The following is a 21,987-nucleotide window of genomic DNA, read 5'->3' as shown; positions in this document are numbered from 1 at the left end:
CGTCTTCACCAGGTGGGCACACAAACCGGGCGGAACGCCAACTCCCTTTACCGACAATGGCTTTCACTGCCATTCGCGCCCTCACGGGCTTCGCGTCCCTCGTCATCGGAGGTACTGCCGTCATGCGCCGTGTCGTAGGCAAGGCCGATCTGTTCTCGTCCCTCGTTGTGTTCCTCGTCGCACTGCCACTGTGTGTGGGCGTGGCCATGGCCTCCGGTGTCCCGGCCGAACTGGGGCTGGTCACCGGAATAGTGGGCGGGCTGGTCGCCGGGGCGCTGCCGGGCAGCAGCCTGCAGGTGAGCGGCCCGGCGGCGGGGCTGACGGTGTTGGTGTACGAGGTCGTGCGGGAGTACGGGATCGAGGCGCTCGGGGTGCTGGTGCTCGCGGCCGGGCTGGTGCAGATCAGCCTGGGACTGCTGCGGCTCGGGCGGTGGTTCCGGGCGGTGTCGGTAGGGGTCGTGCACGGGATGCTCGCCGGGATCGGGCTGGTGCTGGTGGCCGGCCAGGTCTACGCGCTCGGGGACGCGGCCGCTCCGGCGGGCGGGCTCGCGAAGATCGCCGGGCTGGTGACGCTGCCCGGGCGGGTGGGACCGGTGGCGTTGTCAGTGGGCGGTGCCGCCATTGCCGTACTGCTGCTGTGGCCGCGCTGGCGGCGGGGAGCCCGGCTGGTGCCCGCGCCGCTCGTGGCGGTTGCCGGGGGGACGGCGGTGACCTGGCTGTTCGATCTGGACGTACAGCGCGTCGAGGTGCGCGGCGTGCTGGATGCCGTACGGCTCCCGGAGGCGGCGGACTTCGGCCGGCTGACGGAAGTGGGCGCGCTCGGAACCGTCGTCGCCTTCGCGCTGATCGCGTCCGCCGAGTCCCTGTTCAGCGCGGTGGCGGTGGACAGGCTGCACCAGGGACCGCGCACGGAGTACGACAAGGAGCTGATCGCGCAGGGAGCGGGGAACGCGGTGTGCGGGGTGCTGGGCGCGCTCCCGATGACCGCGGTGATCGTGCGCAGCGCGGCGAACGTGCAGGCGGGGGCCCGCACAAAGGCGTCGCGCGTGCTGCACGGGGCGTGGCTGCTGCTGTTCACGGCGTTGCTGCCCGGTGCGCTCGGGGTGGTTCCGGTGGCGGCGCTGGCCGGGCTGCTGGTGCACGCGGGGTGCCGGCTCGTGCCGGTGCGGGAGCTGCGCGGACTGTGGCACGGACATCGGGGAGAGGTGGTGGTGCTCGCGGTGACGGCGATCGTGATCGTCGTCGGGAACCTGTTCGAGGGGGTGCTGGTCGGCCTCGTCCTGGCGGTGGCGAAGACCGCGTGGGAGGTCGGCCATGTGCATGTGGAGAGCGAGGACCGGGGAGAGGCGGGGATCGTCGTGCGGGTGCTGGGGCATGCGACGTTCCTGCGGCTGCCGAAGCTGCTGGACGCGCTGGAGGCGGTGCCGCGCGACCGGGAGGTGCGGCTGGAGCTGGGCGGCCTGCGGTATGTGGACCGGGCGTGCGCGGCGGCCCTGGAGGGGTGGGCCGCCGAGCGGACAGCCATCGCGTCAGGTGTGGGTGGCCACCAGTAGCAGGACGTCGTAGGTCTCCTCGACGACGCCGTCCGGGAAGACCTTCAGCAGATGGGCGCGCTCCTCGCCGAGGAAGGCGGTCCGCGGCTCCTTCGGGGTGACGAGGAAGGCGGAGTGGCTGCCGACGTTGGCGAGATGGGTGGCGAGGGGGACACGGCGGCTCCAGCGGACCTCACGGCGCATGAAGCGCAGACGGCCGCTGGGGTCGGCGAGTTCGGTCCGGGCGGCCCGCTCCCTCTCGGCGGCGACGTCGATACCGAAGAAGCGGCCGGCGCGCTCGGCGGCCTCGGCGATCCACTCGACGTCCAGGGCATGGGTGTTCCACCACAGCGCCAGCGCGCCGCCCGGCCGCAGCACGCGCAGCGCCTCCGGCACCGACCGCGCCGGGTCCGTCCAGTGCCAGGCCTGGGCGTAGGTGAGGAAGTCGGCGCTCGCGTCGGCCAGGGGAAGGGCGTCGCCGCTGCCCCGGACGATCGGAATGCCGGGCAGGGCGTCCCGGAACTGGGCGGCCATGCCCTCACCGGGCTCCACCGCGACCACATCGGCACCCCGGGCCCGCAGCAGCGCCGTCGCGATACCCGTACCGGCGCCCACGTCCACGACCCGGGCACCGGCGAGGGGACGGGCGGCGAGTTCCTCGACGGCGTCGAAGAGGGCGGGCGGATAGGAGGGGCGGTTCGCGGCGTACTGGGCCGCGGCGGCGTTGAAGGAGTGGGCCCGGTCGGTGTGGGAGGGCTGCGGCGTCGTGGTCATACGGCCATGGTGGTCGGGAAGGGACACGCGACGACAGGGAGTTTCCGCGGCTGACGCCGACGGGTCACTTCCTCCGGTACTTCGGGCGGGCTACTTCTTCCGGCGCTTCGGCGGCTACTTCCTCCGGCGCTTCTTCGAGGGGTTCCCGGTGCGGCGCGAGGAGCGGCGTTCGTACTCCTCGCGTGCCTTCTCGTACTCCTCGCGGTGGAGCTTCTCGCCCGGGGCCTCGGTGAGGGAGCGGAAGAAGTAGGCGAGGAGCGAGCCGATGAAGCCGACGGCCAGGAGCCCGCGCAGGGAGGCCTGACGGTCGGGGTCGAGGCGCTTGCCGAACCCGTCCCAGGTGTTGCGGAAGGCCAGCGCGCTGCAGATCGCGAACATCGCCACGACCAGCACGTTCACAAAGGAGCCGGTGCCGGCGATCTGCAGGCCCTGGTAGGCGAAGCGGAGCACGAACGCGGAGGCGACGGCCGCGGCCAGCGAGCCCGCGGCCACGGCGGCACGCCGGCCCGCGTAACCGCTGTCGTGGTTCACCCAGGACGTGCCGAAGAAGCGCAGGGTCTCGGGGCGGGGCCCGCCGGGGGTTCCGTCGGTGGAGCCCGCGGGGGTGTCCGGGGTGCCGGGTTCGTCGCTCACGGGACGATTATGGCTCCGCGGCCGCCGCGGGCTCCGTACGGGGTCAGCCGCAGCGCGGGGCGACGTAGCCGTCGCTGCCCGTGTTCACATAGGCGTCCGAGACGTACTCACCGCTGGCGATGCTGTCCCAGATGTTCGTGGTGCCGTAGTAGCCCGACACCCACGTACCCGGCGACTGGCAGTAGATCGCGACCTTGGCGCCCTCGGGGAGCACGCGGACGATGTTGTAGCCGGTGCCCGGCCCGCTGCGGACGTTGACCCTGAGGCCCGGGGCGACCGAGTAGTAGCGCACGGACGCCGCCGCGACCGCGGTGGCCACGGCCTCCCCGTCGTCGGCTCCCTCGACCTCTTCGACACGGTCAACAGACATACGATTCCTCCCCCGTTGGCCCCATGACTGTCATGGGGCCCCGTTCATTCCCCTCTTGCGTGTCACGAAACGCTCTTGTGCAACACGCACGCGGAGGCTAGCAAGCCGCCTCTGACTCGTACGAATCATCGACTAGGCTCCGTGCGTCGCGCGCGCGGACGAACAGCACGGGGGGTGGTCCCATGGCGCCACAGCGCAACACCGGAGCGGGCGCGGAAGCGGAACTTCCCGAATACGCCGGTCACTACCGTCTGGAGTCATGCCTGGGCTCGGGTGGCATGGGTGTGGTGCACCTGGCCCGGAGCACCTCCGGGCTGAAGCTCGCGGTGAAGGTCGTACACGCCCAGTTCGCCAGGGATCGCGAGTTCAGGGGCCGTTTCCGCCAAGAGGTGGCCGCGGCCCGCAAGGTCAGCGGTGCCTTCACCGCGCCCGTGGTCGACGCCGACCCGGAGGCCGAACGGCCCTGGATGGCCACGCTGTTCATCCCCGGCCCCACCCTGTCCGATCACGTCAAGCGGAACGGCCCGATGCCCGCCGCGCAACTGCGCCGGCTGATGGCCGGGCTCGCGGAGGCGCTGCGCGACATCCACCGGGTCGGGGTCGTGCACCGGGACCTGAAGCCGAGCAACGTGCTGCTCGCCGAGGACGGGCCGAAGGTCATCGACTTCGGCATCTCCCGGCCCAAGGACAGCGAACTGCGCACCGAGACCGGCAAGTTGATCGGCACTCCGCCCTTCATGGCGCCGGAGCAGTTCCGGCGGCCGCGCGAGGTCGGGCCGGCCGCCGACATCTTCGCGCTCGGGTCGGTGCTGGTGCACGCGGCGACCGGGCGCGGGCCGTTCGACTCCGACAGCCCGTACATCGTCGCCTACCAGGTCGTGCACGACGAGCCCGACCTGATCGGGGTGCCGGAGAGTCTCGCGCCGCTGGTCATGCGCTGTCTCGCCAAGGAGCCAGAGGACCGGCCGACTCCGGACGAGCTCATGCGCGAGTTGCGGTCGGTGGCCGCGTCGTACGACACCCAGGCGTTCATACCCACTCAGCGCACGACGGACGGACCTGCTGCGGAGTCCCCTGCCGGGCCGGACGAGCCCGCCGGGCACGCCGAGGGGAGCGGGGAAACCGCGGCGGCCGAGGAAGCGAAGAAAGCCGCGGAAGCCGAACGGCCGTCCAGGCGTCGCGCGGGCCGGAAAGCGGCGCTGGGCATCGGCGCGCTCGGACTCGCCGTGGCCGCCGTGCTGGCCTCGGTCCAGGCGCTCGGCGGCAGCGACCCCACCCCGAAGAGCACGAGTCCCCGTACCGGCGCGGCCGCCTTCAGCGCATGGCACACCAAGCCGGCGCCCGAGGCGGCGGGAATGCCGCATTGTGCGTACGGCGCGAAGAAGCTGCTCTGTGCGCAGCCCGGCGTGATCTTCGCGCTCTCCCCCATCGACGGGAAGCTGCTGTGGCGGCACTCGGTGGCCACGAGGACGATCAGCGACCCGCCGGTCCTGGCGGCCGGTCTGATCCAGCCCTACACCAACGGCGGCTCGCGTCTGGCGGCGCTGGACCCCGCCACCGGCAAGGAGGTCTGGAAGCGGCGTCTGCCGGCGTCCACGACGGTGCGCTACGTCGGCGGCACGGCCCTGCTCACGGCTGCCGACGGGACGGTCACGGGGCTGGACGCAGCGTCGGGCGACACCAGGTGGAGCGGCCGGATCGCGGGCCAGAGCCGCCCGGTGTTCGTCTCGTTCCCCGGTGACCCGCTGGCGTACGCGACGAGCACGTCCGCCGACGGGTCGGACACACGGGTGACGGCCGTGGATCCGCTGACGGGTGACGTGCGGTGGGATGCCCGGCTGAAGGGGACACTGACGCCCTTCGGCGCCGAGGACGGCTCGCTCTTCTTCCTCTCCGTCGACCGTGTCTACGGGGAGACGTCGGCGGTCGTCCGCTACTCCCCCGGCTCCGGGGCGGCGCGTCGTGTGGCGCTGCCCGTCGCGGCGCCGGACGCCCATGCCACCGTGCGGGCAGGCGTGGTCTATCTGCTGGCCACCGGCGGCTCCCTGGAGGCCGTGGACATGGCGGCGGGCAAGTCGCTGTGGCATCTGGAGACCTCGGTGACCCGCGGCTCGGTGCCGGTCACCGACGGCGAGCACGTCTTCTTCACCGCGGGCGACGGGCGGCTGCTCGCCGTCGACGCCCACAAGGGCAGACTCGTCGGGCAGACCCCGGCACGGCTGGGCGCGAACTCGGGGCAGGTCATGGCAGCGCTGCCCGCCCCCGTGATCAAGAACGGGCGCGTCTGCGCCACCGCCCCCGACGGCACCGTCTTCGCTCTGGACGCGCGAGACCCCTCGGCCTGGTGACATGCGAAGGGGCCACCCCCGAGGGAGGCGGCCCCTTGCGGCGGCCGGAGTGTCAGCCCAGCTTGGTCACGTCCCGGACGGCGCCCTTGTCCGCGCTGGTCGCCATCGCCGCGTAGGCGCGCAGCGCGGCCGAGACCTTGCGGTCGCGGTTCTTCGATGCGTACGCCCCGCCCAGCGCCTGCTCGCGGCGGGCCAGCTCGGCCTCGTCGACCAGGAGCTCGATCGTGCGGGCCGGGATGTCGATGCGGATGCGGTCGCCGTCCTCGACCAGGGCGATCGTGCCGCCCGAGGCCGCCTCGGGGGACGCGTGGCCGATGGAGAGACCGGAGGTGCCGCCGGAGAAGCGGCCGTCGGTGATCAGGGCGCAGGTCTTGCCCAGGCCGCGGCCCTTGAGGAAGGACGTCGGGTAGAGCATCTCCTGCATACCCGGGCCGCCCTTCGGGCCCTCGTAGCGGATGACCACCACGTCGCCGTCGGTGACCTGCTTGTTGAGGATCTTCTCGACGGCCTCCTCCTGCGACTCGCAGACCACCGCCGGACCCTCGAAGGTCCAGATCGACTCGTCGACGCCCGCTGTCTTCACCACGCAGCCGTCGACGGCCAGGTTGCCCTTGAGGACCGCCAGGCCGCCGTCCTTGGAGTACGCGTGCTCGACCGAGCGGATGCAGCCGCCCTCGGCGTCGTCGTCCAGCGCCTCCCAGCGCTCGGACTGGGAGAAGGCCACGGCGGAGCGGACGCAGCCGGGGGCCGCGTGCCACAGTTCCACGGCCTCGGGGGACGGGGAGCCGCCGCGCACGTCCCAGGTCTTCAGCCAGTCCGCCAGGGACGGGCTGTGGACCGCGTGCACGTCCTCGTTGAGCAGGCCCGCGCGGTGCAGCTCGCCGAGCAGGGCGGGGATGCCGCCGGCCCGGTGCACGTCCTCCATGTAGTACGTGCGGTTCTTGGCGACGTTCGGGGCGACCTTCGCCAGGCAGGGCACCCGGCGCGAGACCGCGTCGATCTGCTCCAGGCCGAAGGGCACGCCCGCCTCCTGGGCCGCCGCCAGCAGATGCAGGATCGTGTTCGTGGAGCCGCCCATCGCGATGTCGAGGGCCATGGCGTTCTCGAAGGCCGCGAAGGTGGCGACGTTGAGCGGGAGGACCGTCTCGTCGTCCTGCTCGTAGTAGCGGCGGGTGATGTCCATGACGGTGCGGGCCGCGTCGACGTACAGCTGCTTGCGGGCCGTGTGGGTGGCGAGGACCGAGCCGTTGCCGGGCAGGGACAGGCCGATCGCCTCGGTGAGGCAGTTCATCGAGTTGGCGGTGAACATGCCGGAACAGCTGCCGCAGGTCGGGCAGGCGTTCTCCTCGATACGGACGATGTCCTCGTCCGAGATCTTGTCGTTGACGGCGTCGGAGATCGCGTCGACCAGGTCGAGGGTGCGGACCGTGCCGTCGACGAGCGTGGCGCGGCCGGACTCCATGGGTCCGCCGGAGACGAAGACCGTCGGGATGTTCAGGCGCAGGGCCGCCAGCAGCATGCCCGGGGTGATCTTGTCGCAGTTGGAGATGCAGATCAGGGCGTCGGCGCAGTGCGCCTCGACCATGTACTCGACCGAGTCCGCGATCAGGTCGCGGGAGGGCAGGGAGTACAGCATGCCGCCGTGGCCCATCGCGATGCCGTCGTCCACCGCGATCGTGTTGAACTCGCGCGGGATGCCGCCCGCCTCGGTGATCGCCTCGCTGACGATCCGGCCGACCGGCTGGAGGTGGGTGTGGCCCGGCACGAACTCCGTGAAGCTGTTGGCGACCGCGATGATCGGCTTCCGGCCGATGTCCGCACCGGGTACACCGGAGGCGCGCATAAGGGCGCGGGCGCCCGCCATGTTGCGGCCGTGGGTGACTGTGCGGGACCTCAGCTCGGGCATCGCGCTCGCTCCTTCAGAGACTGCGATCAGAGAGACTTCTGATTGCCAACGAGCGTACGCCGGTCATCCAGGGTTCGGGACGAGGTGTCCGGAATGCGGGATGCGCGTCTCGGGGGTCCGACGGGACGGACGGTCCGACGGGTCCGACTCGTCTGACTCGCCCGACTCGCCCGACGGTCAGGGAGCCGTGAGATGTCCCTGGACCACGGGTGCCACCCGCGCCACGATCTGCTCCAGGTCCGCCGAGGCCAGCGGCTCCACCTTGATCACGTACCGCAGCATCGCGCACCCCACCAGCTGGGCCGCCGCCAGCTCGGCGCGCAGCTCGGCGTCGGGCAGCTCCAGCTGGGAGGCGATGCGGCGCAGCAGCTGGGAGGCGACCAGGTGGCGGAAGACGGCGGCAGCGGTCTCGTTGTTGACCGCGGAGCGGACGATCGCCAGCAGGGGCGCGCGGGTGGTGGGGTTCTCCCAGACGCCGAAGATGAAGCGGGTGAGCCGCTCGCCGACGTCGTCGAGGGGGCCGTCGGCGACCGCGTTCGGCGCGTTGAGCGCGGGCGCGAAGGCGACCTCGATGGCCGCCTCGAACATCTGCTCCTTGGTGCCGAAGTAGTGGTGGACCAGCGCGGAGTCGACACCGGCGGCCTTGGCGATGCCGCGTACCGAGGTCTTCTCGTAGCCGCGCTCGGAGAACTCCTCGCGGGCCGCGGCCAGGATGCGGTCGCGGGTGTCGGCGGACTCGGTGCGCGGGGGACGTCCGCGGCGCTTGGAGTTCGCCCCCGTGCGGCGCGGGGTGAGGCCGGTCATCGTCGGGGCACCTTCGCCGCGGAGGCCAGGTGCAGGCGCGTGTACGCCAGGGCCTCGGCCAGGTCGGCCTCGCGTTCGGCGCTGGACATGGCGCGCCGGGTGTTGACCTCGATGACGACGTGGCCGTCGAAGCCGGTGAGCGCGAGCCGCTCCAGCAGCTCGGCGCAGGGCTGGCTGCCGCGCCCGGGCACCAGGTGCTCGTCCTTCGCCGACCCGTTGCCGTCGGCGAGGTGGACATGGCCCAGGCGGTCGCCCATGCGGTCGATCATCCGCAGGGCGTCCGTGCGGGCCGTCGCCGTGTGGCTGAGGTCGATCGTGAAGTGGCGGTAGTCGTCGTTGGTCACGTCCCAGTCGGGGGCGTACGCCAGCATCTCGCGGTCGCGGTAGCGCCACGGGTACATGTTCTCGACGGCGAACCGTACGTCCGTCTCGTTCGCCATCCGCCAGATCCCGGCGACGAAGTCCCGGGCGTACTGCCGCTGCCAGCGGAACGGCGGGTGGACGACGACCGTACTGGCGTCGAGCTTCTCGGCGGCCGCCCGGGCGCGCTGGAGCTTGACCCAGGGGTCCGTGGACCAGACGCGCTGGGTGATCAGCAGGCAGGGGGCGTGGACGGCCAGGATCGGGATGCGGTGGTAGTCGCTGAGCCGGCGCAGCGCCTCGATGTCCTGGCTGACCGGGTCGGTCCACACCATGACCTCGACCCCGTCGTACCCGAGGCGTGCGGCGATCTCGAAGGCCGTCGCCGTCGACTCCGGATAGACGGAGGCCGTCGACAGGGCGACCTTCGCATCCGGGATGCGGACAACGTCCCTTGGTTCTGCCACGGAGACAGATTACGGGGTGAGGTTGACGCGGCGCGGGGTGCCCGTTGGCCGTTGTGGGCTTTGCCATAGCCGTGGGCGGGCCGGCAGCGGCCGCTCGTATCCGTGCGGCGGAGCCTGGGACGTCAGCGCCCCGCGCCCCTTCGGGGGCGCGGTCGCCGGCGTCGGTTTCAGGCCGGGCCCATGTGGTCGAGCCGTCGCAGGATCACGCCCTCCCGCAGCGCCCAGGGGCAGATCTCCAGGTTCTCCACCCCGAACAGGTCCATCGCCCCCTCGGCCACCAGCGCCCCCGCCAGCAGCTGGCCGGAACGGCCCTCGGAGACGCCGGGCAGTTCCGTGCGCTGGGCGGTGGTCATGCCGGCCAGGCGGGGCACCCACGCCTCCAGGGATTCCCGCTTGAGCTCGCGCTGGATGTAGAGGCCGTCGGCGGTGCGGGCGGCGCCGGCGATACGGGCCAGCTGCTTGAAGGTCTTTGAGGTCGCGACCACGTGGTCGGGGGAGCCGAAGCGGCTGAACTCTCCCACCGTGCGTGCGATCTCGGCCCGTACATGACGGCGCAGTGTCCTTATCGCCTCGGTGCCGGGCGGGTCGCCGGGCAGCCAGGACGCGGTCAGCCGGCCGGCGCCGAGCGGCAGCGAGACCGCTGCGTCCGGCTCCTCGTCGATGCCGTACGCGATCTCCAGGGAGCCGCCGCCGATGTCCAGGACGAGCAGCTTTCCGGCCGACCAGCCGAACCAGCGGCGGGCGGCGAGGAAGGTGAGCCGGGCCTCCTCGGCGCCGGTGAGGACCTGCAGCTCGACGCCCGTTTCGGCCCGCACGCGCTCCAGGACCTCGTCGGCGTTGCTGGCCTCGCGCACGGCGGAGGTGGCGAACGGCAGCAGCTCCTCGACACCCTTGTCCTCGGCCGCCTGGAGTGCCTCGTGGACGACACCGATCAGTTTTTCGACCCCGTCGGGGCCGATGGCCCCGTCCCCGTCGAGGAGTTGGGCCAGCCGCAACTCCGCCTTGTGCGAGTGCGCGGGCAGCGGGCGCGCGCCTGGATGCGCATCCACCACCAGCAGATGCACCGTATTAGATCCCACGTCGAGGACACCGAGTCTCATGTACGAAACGCTACTGCCACCTGGGCGCTCGGCCGTCCCCGGAACCGTCTCGGGCGACTTACCCTGGACGGGTGCCAAAGACGAAAAAGGCGAAGGACCGCAAGGCCGCCAAATCCTCCAGCGATTCTTATCGGGTGACGCCATCGAGGAGGCCGGAGAAGGACCTCGCGGCCGACGAGAAGGGGCTCGACTTCGCACGCGCATGGGTGGAATTCCCGGATCCGGCGGACGACGAGCAGGTCTTCCGGTGCGATCTGACATGGCTGACCTCTCGCTGGAACTGCATCTTCGGCAGCGGCTGTCAGGGCATCCAGGCGGGCCGCGCGGACGACGGGTGCTGCACGCTGGGCGCGCACTTCTCGGACGAGGACGACGAGAAGCGGGTCGCCGAGCACGTGGCCCGGCTCACCCCGGACGTCTGGCAGCACCACGACGAGGGCGTGAAGCACGGCTGGGTCTCGGAGGACGACGAGGGCTCCCGCCAGACGCGCCCCTACAAGGGCTCGTGCATCTTCCAGAACCGCCCCGGGTTCGCGGGCGGCGCGGGGTGTTCGCTGCACATCCTGGCGCTCAAGGAGGGCCGCGAGCCGCTGGAGACCAAGCCGGACGTCTGCTGGCAGCTGCCGATCCGGCGGACCTTCGACTGGATCGACCGTCCCGACGAGACGCGTGTCCTGCAGGTCTCCATCGGTGAGTACGACCGCCGGGGCTGGGGTCCGGGCGGCCACGACCTGCACTGGTGGTGCACGTCGGCGACGTCGGCGCACGGCGCGGGCGACCCGGTGTACGTCTCCTACCGGGCCGAGCTGACCGAGCTGATGGGCAAGGCCGGCTACGACCGGCTGGTCGAGCTGTGCGAGGAGCGGCTGGCGTCCGGGCTGCCGCTGCTGGCACCGCACCCGGCGGACCCGACGGCCTGACCGGCTGCCGGTCACCGCTCGGGCGCCCCGATCACGGGTTCTGGCCGCCCGAGGGGGCCGGCGCGCCACTGTCGGTCGGCGGTGGGGTCGAGCCACCGGAGGGGGTCGGGGACGGGTCGGTCGGTGTCGGGGTCGGGTCGGGTGACGGCGGGTCGCTGGGCGAGGGGTCGGTGGGGGCCGAGGTCGTGGGCGTCGGGTCCGGGGCGGAGGTCGGGGGCGGGCCCGACGGGTTCGTGGGGCCGGTGGGCGCGGTGCCGTAGCCGTCGATCGAGACGACGGCGCCCGCCGGTGACACCGCCACCTGGGCGCTCCAGCGGCCGGACGGCTCGCGCAGATGGTCGACGTACACCTTGATCGTCAACGACTCGCCGGGCCGGAGGGTTCCCGTGGACCGGCTGAGGTAGAGCCAGCGGGCCGAGCTGGCGACGGACCAGCGGACCGGCGAGGGACCGGAGGCGGTGAGCGTGATCAGGGTGGTGTCGCCGCTGTTGCCCGCCGACACCGCGAGCTGCCCGGCCCCCTTCTTCCCGGCCCCGGAGACGCTGATCACCTGCACGGAGACGTCGGACTTCCCGTTCCTGCCCACGTGGGCGCCGGGTCCGGGGTTCGCGTTGCCCGCGTTCTCGTAGTCGCCGGCCGGGTGGCCGCCCAGGCTGTCGGGTCCGTGTGCCTCGCTGGCGGTGGCCGTGTTGCTCTCCGGGTCGTCCCCGGCGGGGGAGCCGCGGTAGGCGGCCCACAGGGCGAGCACGGGGGCGGCGACGACGGTGGCGACGACGGTCGTCGTGACGGCACGCGCGCGTAGCCGGTCACGGCGGGCGGCACGGTCCTTGGGGTCCATAGGGAAGCCGCGCCGGTCGAAACGCGGAAGCGCCGCGCCCCGCGCACGCGGGTGGCGTGCCGGCGCGCCGTTCAGGGCGGCGCGGGGCGCCTCAAGGACGGGCAGCTCGGCGGGCGTGACGCTGGCGCCGGGCCAGCGGCCCGGGACCGCGCGTTCGGCGGTCCGGCGGCAGCGCGGGCAGTCGTCGACGTGCCGGATCAGCTCACGCCGTACGGCCGTGCTGAGGACGAGCTGGTCGTCCCCGGTGAGGAGGGCCACGCCGGGACAGCCGCCGGTCTCGACGACGGCGAGGGCCGCGCGGGTGCGCTCCACCTCGCAGGCGGCGGAGGCCAGCAGCTCGCGGGCGACGGTCCGGTCCATGCCGAGGACGGCGGCGACCTCGTGGGCGGCGAGGTGGTGCCGGACGGCGAGTTCGAGCGCCTCGCGCTGCTCCGGGGTGGTCCCGGCGGCCTCCGGCCAGGCGAGCAGCGCGAGTTCGCGCCGCCGCTGCTCCTGGACCTCCCCGGACGCGGGCGGGTCGGCGGGCTGCGGGCCTTGCCGCTGGGCTCCGGCGCGGCCCGCCGCGTGCGTGCCCTGACGTTTCTGCTTGGCCTCGGCCAGCTTGCGCAGGCACGCCCAGCGGGCCAGCGCGTACAGCCAGGCCCGGCGGTCCGCCTCGTCCGGGACGCGCTGCCCGCGCCGCTCGGCCAGCGCGAGGACGTCGCCGAGCGCGGCGGTCGCCGTGTCGTGGTCGCACAGCACCGACAGGCAGTAGGTGAACAGACCGTCCAGATACGGCTCGTAGCGCGCCGGCGTCCGGTGCGCCAGCGCGCGCGCCGCGGCACGGTCACGCGCCTCCCGGTGCGCCCGGTGCGCGCCGGTGGTGCGGGTCGAGGTCTCCGGGCTGCTGCTCATCACCTGTGCGACCGTAGGCGGCGGTGGATGGCCCCTTCTTCCCACTTGAGCACTTTTAATCCGTACGGGTGAAACGATCCCTCATAAGGGGACAGGAACCCCTCATTCCGCGGCTCGTTCACGACGGTGAGTGGCCGGTCCGGTCCCGTACCCGTCCGGTGGCCGGTGCCGCACTGTCAGTGCAGGCGGCTACGGTTTCCGCATGGCTGCCCGTACCAAGACCACCAAGGACCGCCCGTCCTACCGCTGCACGGAGTGCGGCTGGCAGACGGCCAAGTGGCTCGGCCGGTGCCCCGAGTGCCAGGCCTGGGGGACGGTCGAGGAGTACGGCGCGCCCGCGGTGCGGACGACGACGCCAGGGCGCGTCACCACGTCCGCGCTCCCCATCGGGCAGGTCGACGGGCGCCAGGCCACCGCCCGCCCGACCGGTGTGCCCGAGCTGGACCGGGTGCTCGGCGGCGGACTCGTGCCCGGCGCGGTGGTGCTGCTGGCGGGCGAGCCCGGCGTGGGCAAGTCGACGCTCCTGCTCGACGTGGCGGCCAAGTCCGCGAGCGACGAGCACCGCACGCTCTATGTGACCGGCGAGGAGTCGGCGAGCCAGGTGCGGCTGCGCGCCGACCGCATCAAGGCCATCGACGACCATCTGTATCTCGCGGCCGAGACCGATCTGGCGGCCGTCCTCGGCCACTTGGACGCGGTGAAGCCGTCCCTGCTGATCCTCGACTCCGTACAGACGGTGGCCTCGCCGGAGATCGACGGGGCGCCCGGCGGCATGGCCCAGGTGCGGGAGGTGGCGGGGGCGCTGATCCGCGCCTCGAAGGAGAGGGGCATGTCCACGCTCCTTGTGGGCCATGTCACCAAGGACGGGGCCATCGCCGGACCCCGCCTGCTCGAACACCTCGTGGACGTCGTGCTGCACTTCGAGGGCGACCGCCACGCGCGCCTCCGGCTCGTGCGGGGCGTCAAGAACCGGTACGGCGCCACGGACGAGGTCGGCTGCTTCGAACTGCACGACGAGGGCATCACCGGCCTCGCCGACCCGAGTGGACTCTTCCTCACCCGCCGTGCCGAACCCGTCCCCGGCACCTGCCTCACGGTGACCCTGGAGGGCCGCCGCCCGCTGGTGGCGGAGGTCCAGGCGCTGACCGTCGACTCCCAGATCCCCTCCCCCCGCCGTACCACCTCCGGCCTGGAGACCTCCCGCGTCTCGATGATGCTCGCCGTGCTGGAGCAGCGGGGCAGGATCAGCGCGCTCGGCAAGCGGGACATCTACTCGGCGACGGTGGGCGGGGTGAAGCTCTCGGAGCCTGCCGCGGACCTCGCCATCGCCCTGGCCCTGGCCTCCGCGGCCGGCGACACCCCGCTGCCGAAGAACCTCGTCGCCATCGGCGAGGTCGGTCTCGCGGGCGAGGTCAGACGGGTCACGGGCGTGCAGCGCAGGCTCTCGGAGGCCCACCGTCTGGGCTTCACGCACGCGCTCGTGCCGGGCGATCCGGGCAAGATCCCTCCGGGTATGAAGGTCCTGGAAGTCGCCGACATAGGGGACGCGCTCAGAGTCATTCCCCGCTCCCGTCGCCGAGAGGCCCCACGGGAGGCGGAGGACCGCCGGTAGACTTTGCCCTGGTCTCGCCCGTCCGTGCGAACCGAGTGCGCGAACGGCAGCGCCCAGAACCTGCGACCGGAGGAGTGCAGTGGCAGCCAACGACCGGGCAGCAGCTCCCGGAAAGTCCGGTGGGAGTGCCGGTTCCGATGGCCTGATGCGCGCCTCGCTGAGTGCCGTGGCACCCGGTACGGCCCTGCGTGACGGGCTCGAACGCGTACTGAGGGGCAACACGGGCGGACTCATCGTGCTCGGCTCCGACAAGACCGTCGAGGCGATGTGCACCGGCGGTTTCGTCCTGGACGTGGAGTTCACGGCGACGCGACTGCGCGAGCTGTGCAAGCTCGACGGCGGCATCGTGGTCTCCTCGGACCTCTCGAAGATCCTGCGAGCGGGTGTCCAGCTGGTCCCGGACCCCACGATCCCCACGGAGGAGACGGGCACCCGGCACCGCACGGCGGACCGTGTCTCCAAGCAGGTCGGCTTCCCCGTGGTCTCCGTCTCCCAGTCGATGCGCCTGATCGCCCTGTACGTCGACGGGCAGCGCAGGGTGCTGGAGGACTCGGCGGCGATCCTGTCCCGCGCCAACCAGGCCCTGGCCACGCTGGAGCGCTACAAGCTCCGCCTGGACGAGGTCGCGGGCACGCTGTCTGCGCTGGAGATCGAGGACCTGGTGACGGTCCGCGATGTGTCCGCCGTCGCACAGCGCCTGGAGATGGTGCGCCGTATCGCCACCGAGATCGCCGAATACGTGGTCGAGCTGGGCACGGACGGGCGGCTCCTGGCGCTCCAGCTGGACGAGCTGATCGCGGGTGTGGAGCCGGAGCGCGAGCTGGTGGTCCGGGACTATGTGCCCGAGCCGACCGCCAAGCGTTCCCGCACGGTCGACGAGGCCCTGTCCGAGCTCGACGCCCTCAGCCACGCCGAGCTCCTCGAACTGCCCACGGTGGCCCGTGCCCTCGGCTACACCGGCTCCCCCGAGGCCCTCGACTCGGCGGTGTCCCCGCGGGGCTTCCGCCTCCTGGCCAAGGTGCCGAGGCTGCCGGGCGCGATCATCGACCGTCTCGTGGAGCACTTCGGCGGCCTGCAGAAGCTCCTCGCGGCGAGCGTGGACGACCTCCAGACCGTGGACGGCGTGGGCGAGGCCCGGGCACGCAGCGTGCGCGAGGGTCTGTCGCGGCTGGCGGAGTCGTCGATCCTGGAGCGGTACGTCTGAGCCGAGGCAGGAACTGGTCCGCCAAGGCAGGGACTAGTCCGCCAAGGCAGGCCCTAGTCCGCCGACAGCACGAACGACGTCGGCGCGATGCTGTACCCCGAGGCCTTCGCCTCCAGCAGATACGTACCCGCCGCCGCCGACCCCGCCGGAGGCGTGGCGCACTGCGGAGCGCTCGGCTTGCGGTCCCACTTCACCGTGTAGGTGATGCTGCTGCCCGCCGGCACCCGGTAGACCAGGCTTCCGGCGCCTTTCGGGCAGTCGGCCGACGACCAGTACGAGTCGCTGCCGTGGGCCTGCGTGATCGTCAACACCGCGCTCTTCGGACCGAGATCCACCTTGCAGTCGCCGGACGACGAGTTCTTCGCGGTGAGTTCGAAGGTCGGTGTCAGATCCGGCGAGTACGAGTTGTGCCGGCTGCGCAGGCTCAACGTGACCGCTCCGGAGGAGCAGTTGGGCAGCCCCGAGGAGGCGGGCAGCGTGGCCGCCGCATTGACGCTGCCGTCGGAGGAGCCGGAACCCGATCCCGATCCGGAGCCGTCGCCCGAACCGCTGCCGTCCGTCGAGCCGGAGCCACCGCCGTCGCCCGACCCGCCGTCACCGGACCCGCCGTCGCCGGACCCGGTGTCGCTCCCGCCGGTGCCCCCGCCCCCCGACTCGTCACGTCCGCCGGGGTGTTGGCTGTACGCCGGCCCGCTCCCGGACGGACCCGCCGTGATCGTGGACGCGGGATTCTTGCCGTCGGGCGTGCCGGTGTTCTTCTTGCCGCCCCCGCCACCCGCCGTGGCGATCCAGGCGATCAGCAGCGCCAGGACGGCGACCACCGACAGCATGACGACCCTCCGTCGCCAGTAGATGGAGGAGGGAAGCGGCCCGACCGGATTGCGCAGAGATCCCACGGCGCAAACTTTACGAGAGATCCGCCCGCTTGCTCGCGCCACCCGCCGCCCGGAACCAACTTTTCCGGATCATCATCCCGGCAACTTCCCACGAAGTGGCTTCGCTTCACGCTCCGCACGCCCCGCCCCGGCGCCGCCACGAACCGTGTCCGGCCAACGCGTGGCAGGATCGGAAGGGCCATGACTGAGATGCTCCACGCCCCCGTGATCGCCTGGTTCGACACCCACGCCCGCGACCTCCCCTGGCGCCGCCCGGCGGCGGGCCCGTGGGGCGTGATGGTCAGCGAGTTCATGCTCCAGCAGACCCCGGTCAGCCGGGTCCTGCCCGTCTACGAGCAGTGGCTGGCCCGCTGGCCCCGCCCCGCGGACCTGGCCGAGGAAGCGCCCGGTGAGGCCGTCCGCGCCTGGGGCCGGCTCGGCTACCCGCGCCGAGCGCTGCGTCTGCACGGCGCCGCGGTCGCCATAACGGAACGGCACGGCGGCGACGTACCGACGGACCACGCACAGCTGCTCGCGCTGCCCGGCATCGGCGAGTACACGGCCGCGGCGGTGGCCTCCTTCGCCTACGGGCAGCGGCACGCCGTGCTGGATACCAACGTCCGCCGGGTCTTCGCCCGCGCGGTCACCGGTGTGCAGTACCCGCCGAACGCCACCACCGCCGCGGAGCGCAGGCTCGCCCGTGAGCTGCTGCCCGAGGACGAGGGCACCGCCGCGCGCTGGGCCGCCGCCTCCATGGAGCTGGGCGCGCTGGTGTGCACGGCGAAGAACGAGAGCTGCCCGCGCTGCCCGATCGCCGCCCAGTGCGCCTGGCGGCTGGCGGGCAAGCCGGAGCACGAGGGCCCGCCGCGGCGCGGCCAGACGTACGCCGGTACGGACCGTCAGGTCCGCGGCAAGCTCCTCGCCGTACTGCGCGAGGCGCACGTCCCCGTGCCGCAGCCGGCTCTGGACCGGGTGTGGCACGAGCCGGTGCAGCGCGCCCGGGCGCTGGACGGGCTCGTCGCGGACGGTCTGGTGGAGCCGCTGCCGGGCGGTCTGTATCGGCTGCCGCTGAGCTGACGCACAGACAAGTCACAGAGCCAGGGGGCTGTTTCACAGCCACCCCACCCACCAAATCACCCCATACAAAGGCAATTCGAGCGCCCCCCTTACCCCGAACTCATTTCCGTTACACAACCGACGGACAGCCGAGTGCTACCCGCAGGCTGCTTCGGACAGCGCCGTGACAACAGCTCCGTAACTTCATTCCTGTGCCCGGCACGACCAACCGGAGCACAGCGACAGAGGCACGGGGCCGGAGAAAAACGGGGAACGGAGGCGGTTGATCATGGCGCAGGGCGAGGTGCTCGAATTCGAGGAGTACGTCCGCACTCGGCAGGACGCGCTGCTGCGCAGTGCACGCCGTCTGGTCCCGGACCCGGTCGACGCGCAGGACCTGCTCCAGACGGCGCTGGTGCGGACGTACGGCCGCTGGGAGGGCATCGCGGACAAGCGGCTCGCGGACGCCTATCTGCGCCGGGTGATGATCAACACGCGTACCGAGTGGTGGCGGGCCCGGAAACTGGAGGAGGTCCCCACCGAGCAGCTGCCGGACGCCTGTGTGGACGACGCCACCGAGCAGCACGCGGACCGCGCGCTCCTCATGGACATCATGAAGGTGCTCGCTCCGAAGCAGCGCAGTGTCGTCGTGCTGCGACACTGGGAGCAGATGTCCACGGAGGAGACGGCCGCCGCCCTCGGCATGTCGGCCGGAACGGTCAAGAGCACGCTGCACCGGGCGCTCGCCCGGCTCCGCGAGGAGCTGGAGGCCCGCGATCTGGACGCACGCGCGCTGGAGCGTGAGGAGCGGGAGCGGTGCGCGGCCTGACCGACGAAGAGCCCACAGCGGCTCGCGGGGTCTACCAGGCGGCGATCACGGCGGTGGCCGTGATCGCCGCCCTCGGCCTTTTCGTCGCCGCCTGTGCCACAGGCGGCACCGGTGCCCGTGACGAGGGCCCGGCACACTCCGACTCGGTGGCGGGGGCGGTGGCCTCCCCCGCCCCCAACCCCTCAGACACGTACCAGCAGGTGGACGCGGTCGCGCTGGTCAGGAGCGACCCGCGGGTCTCGACCGCGGTCAAGCGGTATCTGAAGCCGTGCGCCGGCGACGAGTACCCGGTCGACGTGTCGTACGGCGATCTGACCGGCGGCCCGGTGGAGGACATCGTGGTCAACGTGCTGACCTGCGCGGACGCGGTGGGTGTCGGGTCGTATGTGTACCGCGCGGAGGGCGGCGCGTACGAGAATGTGTTCAAGGCCGAGGAGTCCCCGGTCTACGCGGAGATAGACCGCGGCGACCTGATGGTGACCAAGCAGGTGTACGACAAGGGCGACCCGGTGTCGAGTCCGTCCGGGGAGAACGTGTACACGTACAGCTGGACCGCGGGGCGCTTCGTCCAGGAGGACTACCACCACACCGACTACAGCAATGCGGTCGGTGGCGATCCGTCGCCGGTGCCGTCCGGCTGATGTGAACCCGACACACGATCCGTGCGTCAAGTCAATGACGGCACGAGAACCGCACGGCACGAGAACCACACGGCACGAGAATCACGAGGACTGAGAGCAGCGGGATGGCAGACCAGACCCATGTCCTGTTCGTCGAGGACGACGACGTCATCCGCGAGGCCACCCAGCTCGCCCTGGAGCGGGACGGCTTCGCGGTCACCGCGATGCCCGACGGGCTGTCCGGCCTGGAGGCGTTCCGGGCGAACCGCCCCGACATCGCGCTGCTGGACGTCATGGTCCCGGGCCTGGACGGGGTGAGCCTGTGCCGGCGCATCCGGGACGAGTCGACGGTGCCGGTGATCATGCTGTCGGCGCGGGCCGACTCCATCGACGTCGTCCTCGGTCTGGAGGCGGGCGCCGACGACTATGTGACCAAGCCCTTCGACGGCGCCGTCCTGGTCGCCCGGATCCGCGCGGTGCTGCGCCGCTTCGGCCACGCGGGCGGGGGCGTCCATGCGGACCCCGGCCCCTCCGCGATGGACGGCGGCGTGCTGACGTTCGGCGAGCTGGAGATCGACACCGAGGGCATGGAGGTGCGCCGGGCCGGACAGCCGGTGGCCCTGACGCCCACCGAGATGCGGCTGCTGCTGGAGTTCTCCTCGTCGCCGGGCACGGTGCTCTCGCGCGACAAGCTGCTCGAACGCGTGTGGGACTACGGCTGGGGCGGGGACACCCGGGTCGTCGACGTCCATGTGCAGCGGCTGCGCACGAAGATCGGCCAGGACCGCATCGAGACGGTCCGTGGCTTCGGCTACAAGCTGAAGGCCTGAGCGGGGCGGGCATGCGGGGGAGCAAGCGGCGGCCGATGGGGCGGCACATGCGGCGCGCCGGCATCCGTACGGGACTCAGATGGAAGCTGAGCGCGGCCATCGCGCTGGTCGGCGCGCTGGTGGCGATCGCGCTGAGCCTGGTCGTGCACAACGCCGCGCGGGTGTCGATGCTGGACAACGCGCGCGACCTCGCCGACGAGCGGCTGCAGATCGCCCAGCGCAACTACGACCTGTTCGGGCGGCCGAACTTCCCCAGCATCGACGTCGACGACCCCGGGCTGCCGCCCGCGCTGCGGGAGAAGGCCGAGGAGGGCCGCCGGGCCACCTACGTCACCGACCACGGCGGCGTGCCGGACATCTGGGCGGCGGTCCCGGTGAAGGGCGGGCACATTCTGTCGCTGCACACCCGCTTCACCGACCGCAGCACGAACGTGATGAAAGACCTCGACCAGGCCCTGGTCATCGGCTCCATCGCGGTCGTGCTCGGCGGCAGCGCGCTCGGTGTGCTCATCGGCGGGCAGCTGTCGGGCCGGCTGCGCAAGGCGGCGTCCGCCGCGAACCAGGTCGCCAAGGGCGAGCCGGACGTCCGGGTGCGGGACGCCATCGGCGGTGTCGTACGGGACGAGACCGACGACCTCGCCCGGGCGGTGGACGCCATGGCGGACGCGCTGCAGCAGCGGCTGGAGGCCGAGCGCCGGGTCACCGCCGACATCGCGCACGAGCTGCGCACGCCGGTGACCGGGCTGCTGACGGCCGCCGAGCTGCTGCCGCCGGGGCGGCCGACCGAGCTCGTGCTGGACCGGGCCAAGGCGATGCGCACGCTCGTCGAGGACGTGCTGGAGGTGGCCCGCCTCGACGGCGCCTCCGAGCGAGCCGAGCTGCAGGACATCATGCTGGGCGAGTTCGTCAGTCGCCGCGTGGCCGCCAAGGACCCGGCGATCGCCGTACACGTGGTGCACGAGTCGGAGGTCACGACCGACCCACGTCGTCTGGAGCGGGTGCTGTTCAACCTGCTCGCCAACGCCGCCCGGCACGGCAAGCCGCCCATCGAGGTCATCGTGGAGGGCCGGGTCATCCGGGTCCGCGACCACGGCCCCGGCTTCCCCGAGGAACTCCTCGCCGAGGGCCCGAGCCGCTTTCGCACCGGCAGCAAGGACCGCGCCGGGCAGGGCCACGGCCTGGGCCTGACCATCGCCGCGGGCCAGGCCCGGGTCCTCGGCGCCCGCCTGACGTTCCGTAACGTACGCCCCGCGGGCGCACCGCCCCACGTACCGGCCGAGGGCGCGGTAGCAGTCCTGTGGCTCCCGGAACACGCCCCGACGAACACGGGCAGCTATCCGATACTGCCGTAGCACCGATCCGCTGCCGCGGCGCCGGGCCACCGGGTCGCCGAGGGGACGGGCTCAGCAGACCCCACGCGATCCCCGGCGCGCACTGGCGACGGACCGCTGGAGGCTGGGCGCCGCCGCGGATCGACGCCGTCTCACCCGGCGTCGCGGACAGCCCACGACGGCCCGTGCCGAGAAAAATCGCCCGCGCCGCAAGCCACAACGGCTCAGCAGGCCCAGTCCTTGTCCATGTCGAGGCCACCCTCGCGGGGCTGGGTGAAGGAGAACCAGTTGCCTGAGTCGTCGCGGAAGAGGGCCTCCGTGCCGTAGGGGCGCTCCTGCGGCTCCTGGAGGAACTCCACGCCGCGGTCCTTGAGCCGCTTGTAGTCGCCGTGGATGTCGTCGGTGGTCAGTACACCCGCGCCCAGCGCCCCCTTGGCGACGAGCTTCTTGACCATCTCGGCGGACTCGGGGTCCATCGCCGGCGGCCCGGGCACCATCAGCGTGAGCTCGACGTCGGGCTGGTCCGGGGAGCCGACGGTGAGCCAGCGCATCCCACCCTCGCCCATCGACATGTCCGTACGGACCTCAAGGCCCAGCTTCTCGGTGTAGAACTCCTTGGCCCGGTCCTGGTCGAGTACCCAGACGGTGGAAATCCTGAGTCCCTTGATCATGGCGTGCTCCTGT

20 protein-coding genes are annotated in these 21,987 nt (G+C 72.1%); 10 read left to right on the top strand and 10 right to left on the bottom strand.

Annotation, left to right across the window (positions count from 1 at the left end; all coding sequences use genetic code 11):
• Window positions 1-122: 122 nt before the first annotated feature.
• Window positions 123-1,553 (top strand): SulP family inorganic anion transporter, encoded by a 1,431-nt coding sequence (locus tag ACZ4EG_RS38080; protein ID WP_467793858.1) that lies wholly within the window; start codon window positions 123-125, stop codon window positions 1,551-1,553.
• On the opposite strand, the gene ACZ4EG_RS38075 is transcribed toward ACZ4EG_RS38080, so the two are convergent.
• The 3 genes from ACZ4EG_RS38075 to ACZ4EG_RS38065 form a co-directional block, all read right to left on the bottom strand.
• A complete protein-coding gene (locus ACZ4EG_RS38075; protein WP_467793857.1) occupies window positions 1,530-2,306 on the bottom strand; it encodes a class I SAM-dependent methyltransferase in 777 nt (258 codons plus the stop codon). The genes ACZ4EG_RS38080 and ACZ4EG_RS38075 overlap by 24 nt on opposite strands.
• Before the next feature lie 114 nt (window positions 2,307-2,420).
• Window positions 2,421-2,939 carry an EamA/RhaT family transporter gene (locus ACZ4EG_RS38070; RefSeq protein WP_467793856.1) on the bottom strand — a complete coding sequence of 173 codons (519 nt, stop codon included), beginning with the start codon at window positions 2,937-2,939 and terminating at the stop codon, window positions 2,421-2,423.
• Window positions 2,940-2,982: 43 nt separating this feature from the next.
• On the bottom strand, window positions 2,983-3,309 hold the full coding sequence (locus ACZ4EG_RS38065) for an SH3 domain-containing protein (protein ID WP_453547728.1): 327 nt from the start codon (window positions 3,307-3,309) through the stop codon (window positions 2,983-2,985).
• Between the two features lie 182 nt (window positions 3,310-3,491).
• On the opposite strand from ACZ4EG_RS38065, the gene ACZ4EG_RS38060 reads away from it, so the two are divergent.
• Window positions 3,492-5,657: a serine/threonine-protein kinase gene (locus ACZ4EG_RS38060; RefSeq protein WP_467793855.1), complete on the top strand. Its 2,166-nt coding sequence runs from the start codon at window positions 3,492-3,494 to the stop codon at window positions 5,655-5,657.
• A 52-nt stretch (window positions 5,658-5,709) separates the two neighbouring features.
• Here the strand turns inward: ACZ4EG_RS38060 and ilvD are convergent, their stop codons facing one another.
• The 4 genes from ilvD to ACZ4EG_RS38040 form a co-directional block, all read right to left on the bottom strand.
• Complete coding sequence (gene ilvD, locus ACZ4EG_RS38055) at window positions 5,710-7,563, bottom strand: dihydroxy-acid dehydratase (protein ID WP_467793854.1); 1,854 nt, start codon at window positions 7,561-7,563, stop codon at window positions 5,710-5,712.
• 177 nt (window positions 7,564-7,740) lie between these two features.
• Window positions 7,741-8,367 carry a TetR/AcrR family transcriptional regulator gene (locus ACZ4EG_RS38050; protein ID WP_453547722.1) on the bottom strand — a complete coding sequence of 209 codons (627 nt, stop codon included), beginning with the start codon at window positions 8,365-8,367 and terminating at the stop codon, window positions 7,741-7,743.
• Window positions 8,364-9,194, bottom strand: coding sequence for a sugar phosphate isomerase/epimerase family protein (locus ACZ4EG_RS38045; RefSeq protein ID WP_390711617.1), 831 nt, complete (start codon window positions 9,192-9,194; stop codon window positions 8,364-8,366). The genes ACZ4EG_RS38050 and ACZ4EG_RS38045 overlap by 4 nt, the downstream gene beginning before the upstream one ends.
• Before the next feature lie 167 nt (window positions 9,195-9,361).
• Window positions 9,362-10,294 carry a Ppx/GppA family phosphatase gene (locus ACZ4EG_RS38040; protein WP_453547717.1) on the bottom strand — a complete coding sequence of 311 codons (933 nt, stop codon included), beginning with the start codon at window positions 10,292-10,294 and terminating at the stop codon, window positions 9,362-9,364.
• 71 nt (window positions 10,295-10,365) lie between these two features.
• Between ACZ4EG_RS38040 and ACZ4EG_RS38035 the strand changes: the two genes are divergently transcribed.
• Window positions 10,366-11,214, top strand: coding sequence for a DUF3109 family protein (locus tag ACZ4EG_RS38035; protein WP_453547715.1), 849 nt, complete (start codon window positions 10,366-10,368; stop codon window positions 11,212-11,214).
• Window positions 11,215-11,245: 31 nt separating this feature from the next.
• On the opposite strand, the gene ACZ4EG_RS38030 is transcribed toward ACZ4EG_RS38035, so the two are convergent.
• On the bottom strand, window positions 11,246-12,949 hold the full coding sequence (locus ACZ4EG_RS38030; protein WP_467793853.1) for a BACON domain-containing protein: 1,704 nt from the start codon (window positions 12,947-12,949) through the stop codon (window positions 11,246-11,248).
• A gap of 199 nt (window positions 12,950-13,148) precedes the next feature.
• Between ACZ4EG_RS38030 and radA the strand changes: the two genes are divergently transcribed.
• Both radA and disA read left to right on the top strand, forming a co-directional pair.
• Window positions 13,149-14,558 (top strand): DNA repair protein RadA, encoded by a 1,410-nt coding sequence (gene radA / locus ACZ4EG_RS38025; protein WP_467793852.1) that lies wholly within the window; start codon window positions 13,149-13,151, stop codon window positions 14,556-14,558.
• 79 nt (window positions 14,559-14,637) lie between these two features.
• Complete coding sequence (gene disA, locus ACZ4EG_RS38020; RefSeq protein ID WP_263211139.1) at window positions 14,638-15,762, top strand: DNA integrity scanning diadenylate cyclase DisA; 1,125 nt, start codon at window positions 14,638-14,640, stop codon at window positions 15,760-15,762.
• Between the two features lie 53 nt (window positions 15,763-15,815).
• On the opposite strand, the gene ACZ4EG_RS38015 is transcribed toward disA, so the two are convergent.
• The gene (locus ACZ4EG_RS38015) at window positions 15,816-16,658 is read right to left on the bottom strand and encodes a hypothetical protein (protein ID WP_467793851.1); all 843 of its coding nucleotides are present in this window, start codon (window positions 16,656-16,658) and stop codon (window positions 15,816-15,818) included.
• A 180-nt stretch (window positions 16,659-16,838) separates the two neighbouring features.
• Between ACZ4EG_RS38015 and ACZ4EG_RS38010 the strand changes: the two genes are divergently transcribed.
• The 5 genes from ACZ4EG_RS38010 to cseC all read left to right on the top strand — a co-directional run bounded on the left by ACZ4EG_RS38010 (window position 16,839) and on the right by cseC (window position 21,324).
• On the top strand, window positions 16,839-17,714 hold the full coding sequence (locus ACZ4EG_RS38010) for an HhH-GPD family protein (protein WP_467793850.1): 876 nt from the start codon (window positions 16,839-16,841) through the stop codon (window positions 17,712-17,714).
• 268 nt (window positions 17,715-17,982) lie between these two features.
• Window positions 17,983-18,522: a SigE family RNA polymerase sigma factor gene (locus ACZ4EG_RS38005; protein ID WP_263211134.1), complete on the top strand. Its 540-nt coding sequence runs from the start codon at window positions 17,983-17,985 to the stop codon at window positions 18,520-18,522.
• Window positions 18,510-19,163 carry a hypothetical protein gene (locus ACZ4EG_RS38000; protein ID WP_467793849.1) on the top strand — a complete coding sequence of 218 codons (654 nt, stop codon included), beginning with the start codon at window positions 18,510-18,512 and terminating at the stop codon, window positions 19,161-19,163. The genes ACZ4EG_RS38005 and ACZ4EG_RS38000 overlap by 13 nt, the downstream gene beginning before the upstream one ends.
• A gap of 104 nt (window positions 19,164-19,267) precedes the next feature.
• On the top strand, window positions 19,268-19,972 hold the full coding sequence (gene cseB / locus ACZ4EG_RS37995) for a two-component system response regulator CseB (RefSeq protein ID WP_467793848.1): 705 nt from the start codon (window positions 19,268-19,270) through the stop codon (window positions 19,970-19,972).
• Between the two features lie 47 nt (window positions 19,973-20,019).
• Window positions 20,020-21,324, top strand: a complete 1,305-nt coding sequence (gene cseC / locus ACZ4EG_RS37990) for a two-component system sensor histidine kinase CseC (protein WP_453547702.1) — start codon at window positions 20,020-20,022, stop codon at window positions 21,322-21,324.
• Between the two features lie 203 nt (window positions 21,325-21,527).
• On the opposite strand, the gene ACZ4EG_RS37985 is transcribed toward cseC, so the two are convergent.
• Window positions 21,528-21,974 carry a VOC family protein gene (locus tag ACZ4EG_RS37985; protein ID WP_453547700.1) on the bottom strand — a complete coding sequence of 149 codons (447 nt, stop codon included), beginning with the start codon at window positions 21,972-21,974 and terminating at the stop codon, window positions 21,528-21,530.
• Window positions 21,975-21,987 lie beyond the last annotated feature (13 nt).

The organism is Streptomyces sp. NPDC025638 (assembly GCF_055558775.1).
Note: the sequence above shows the minus strand (reverse complement) of the source record. Positions and strands in the feature narration are given on the sequence as shown.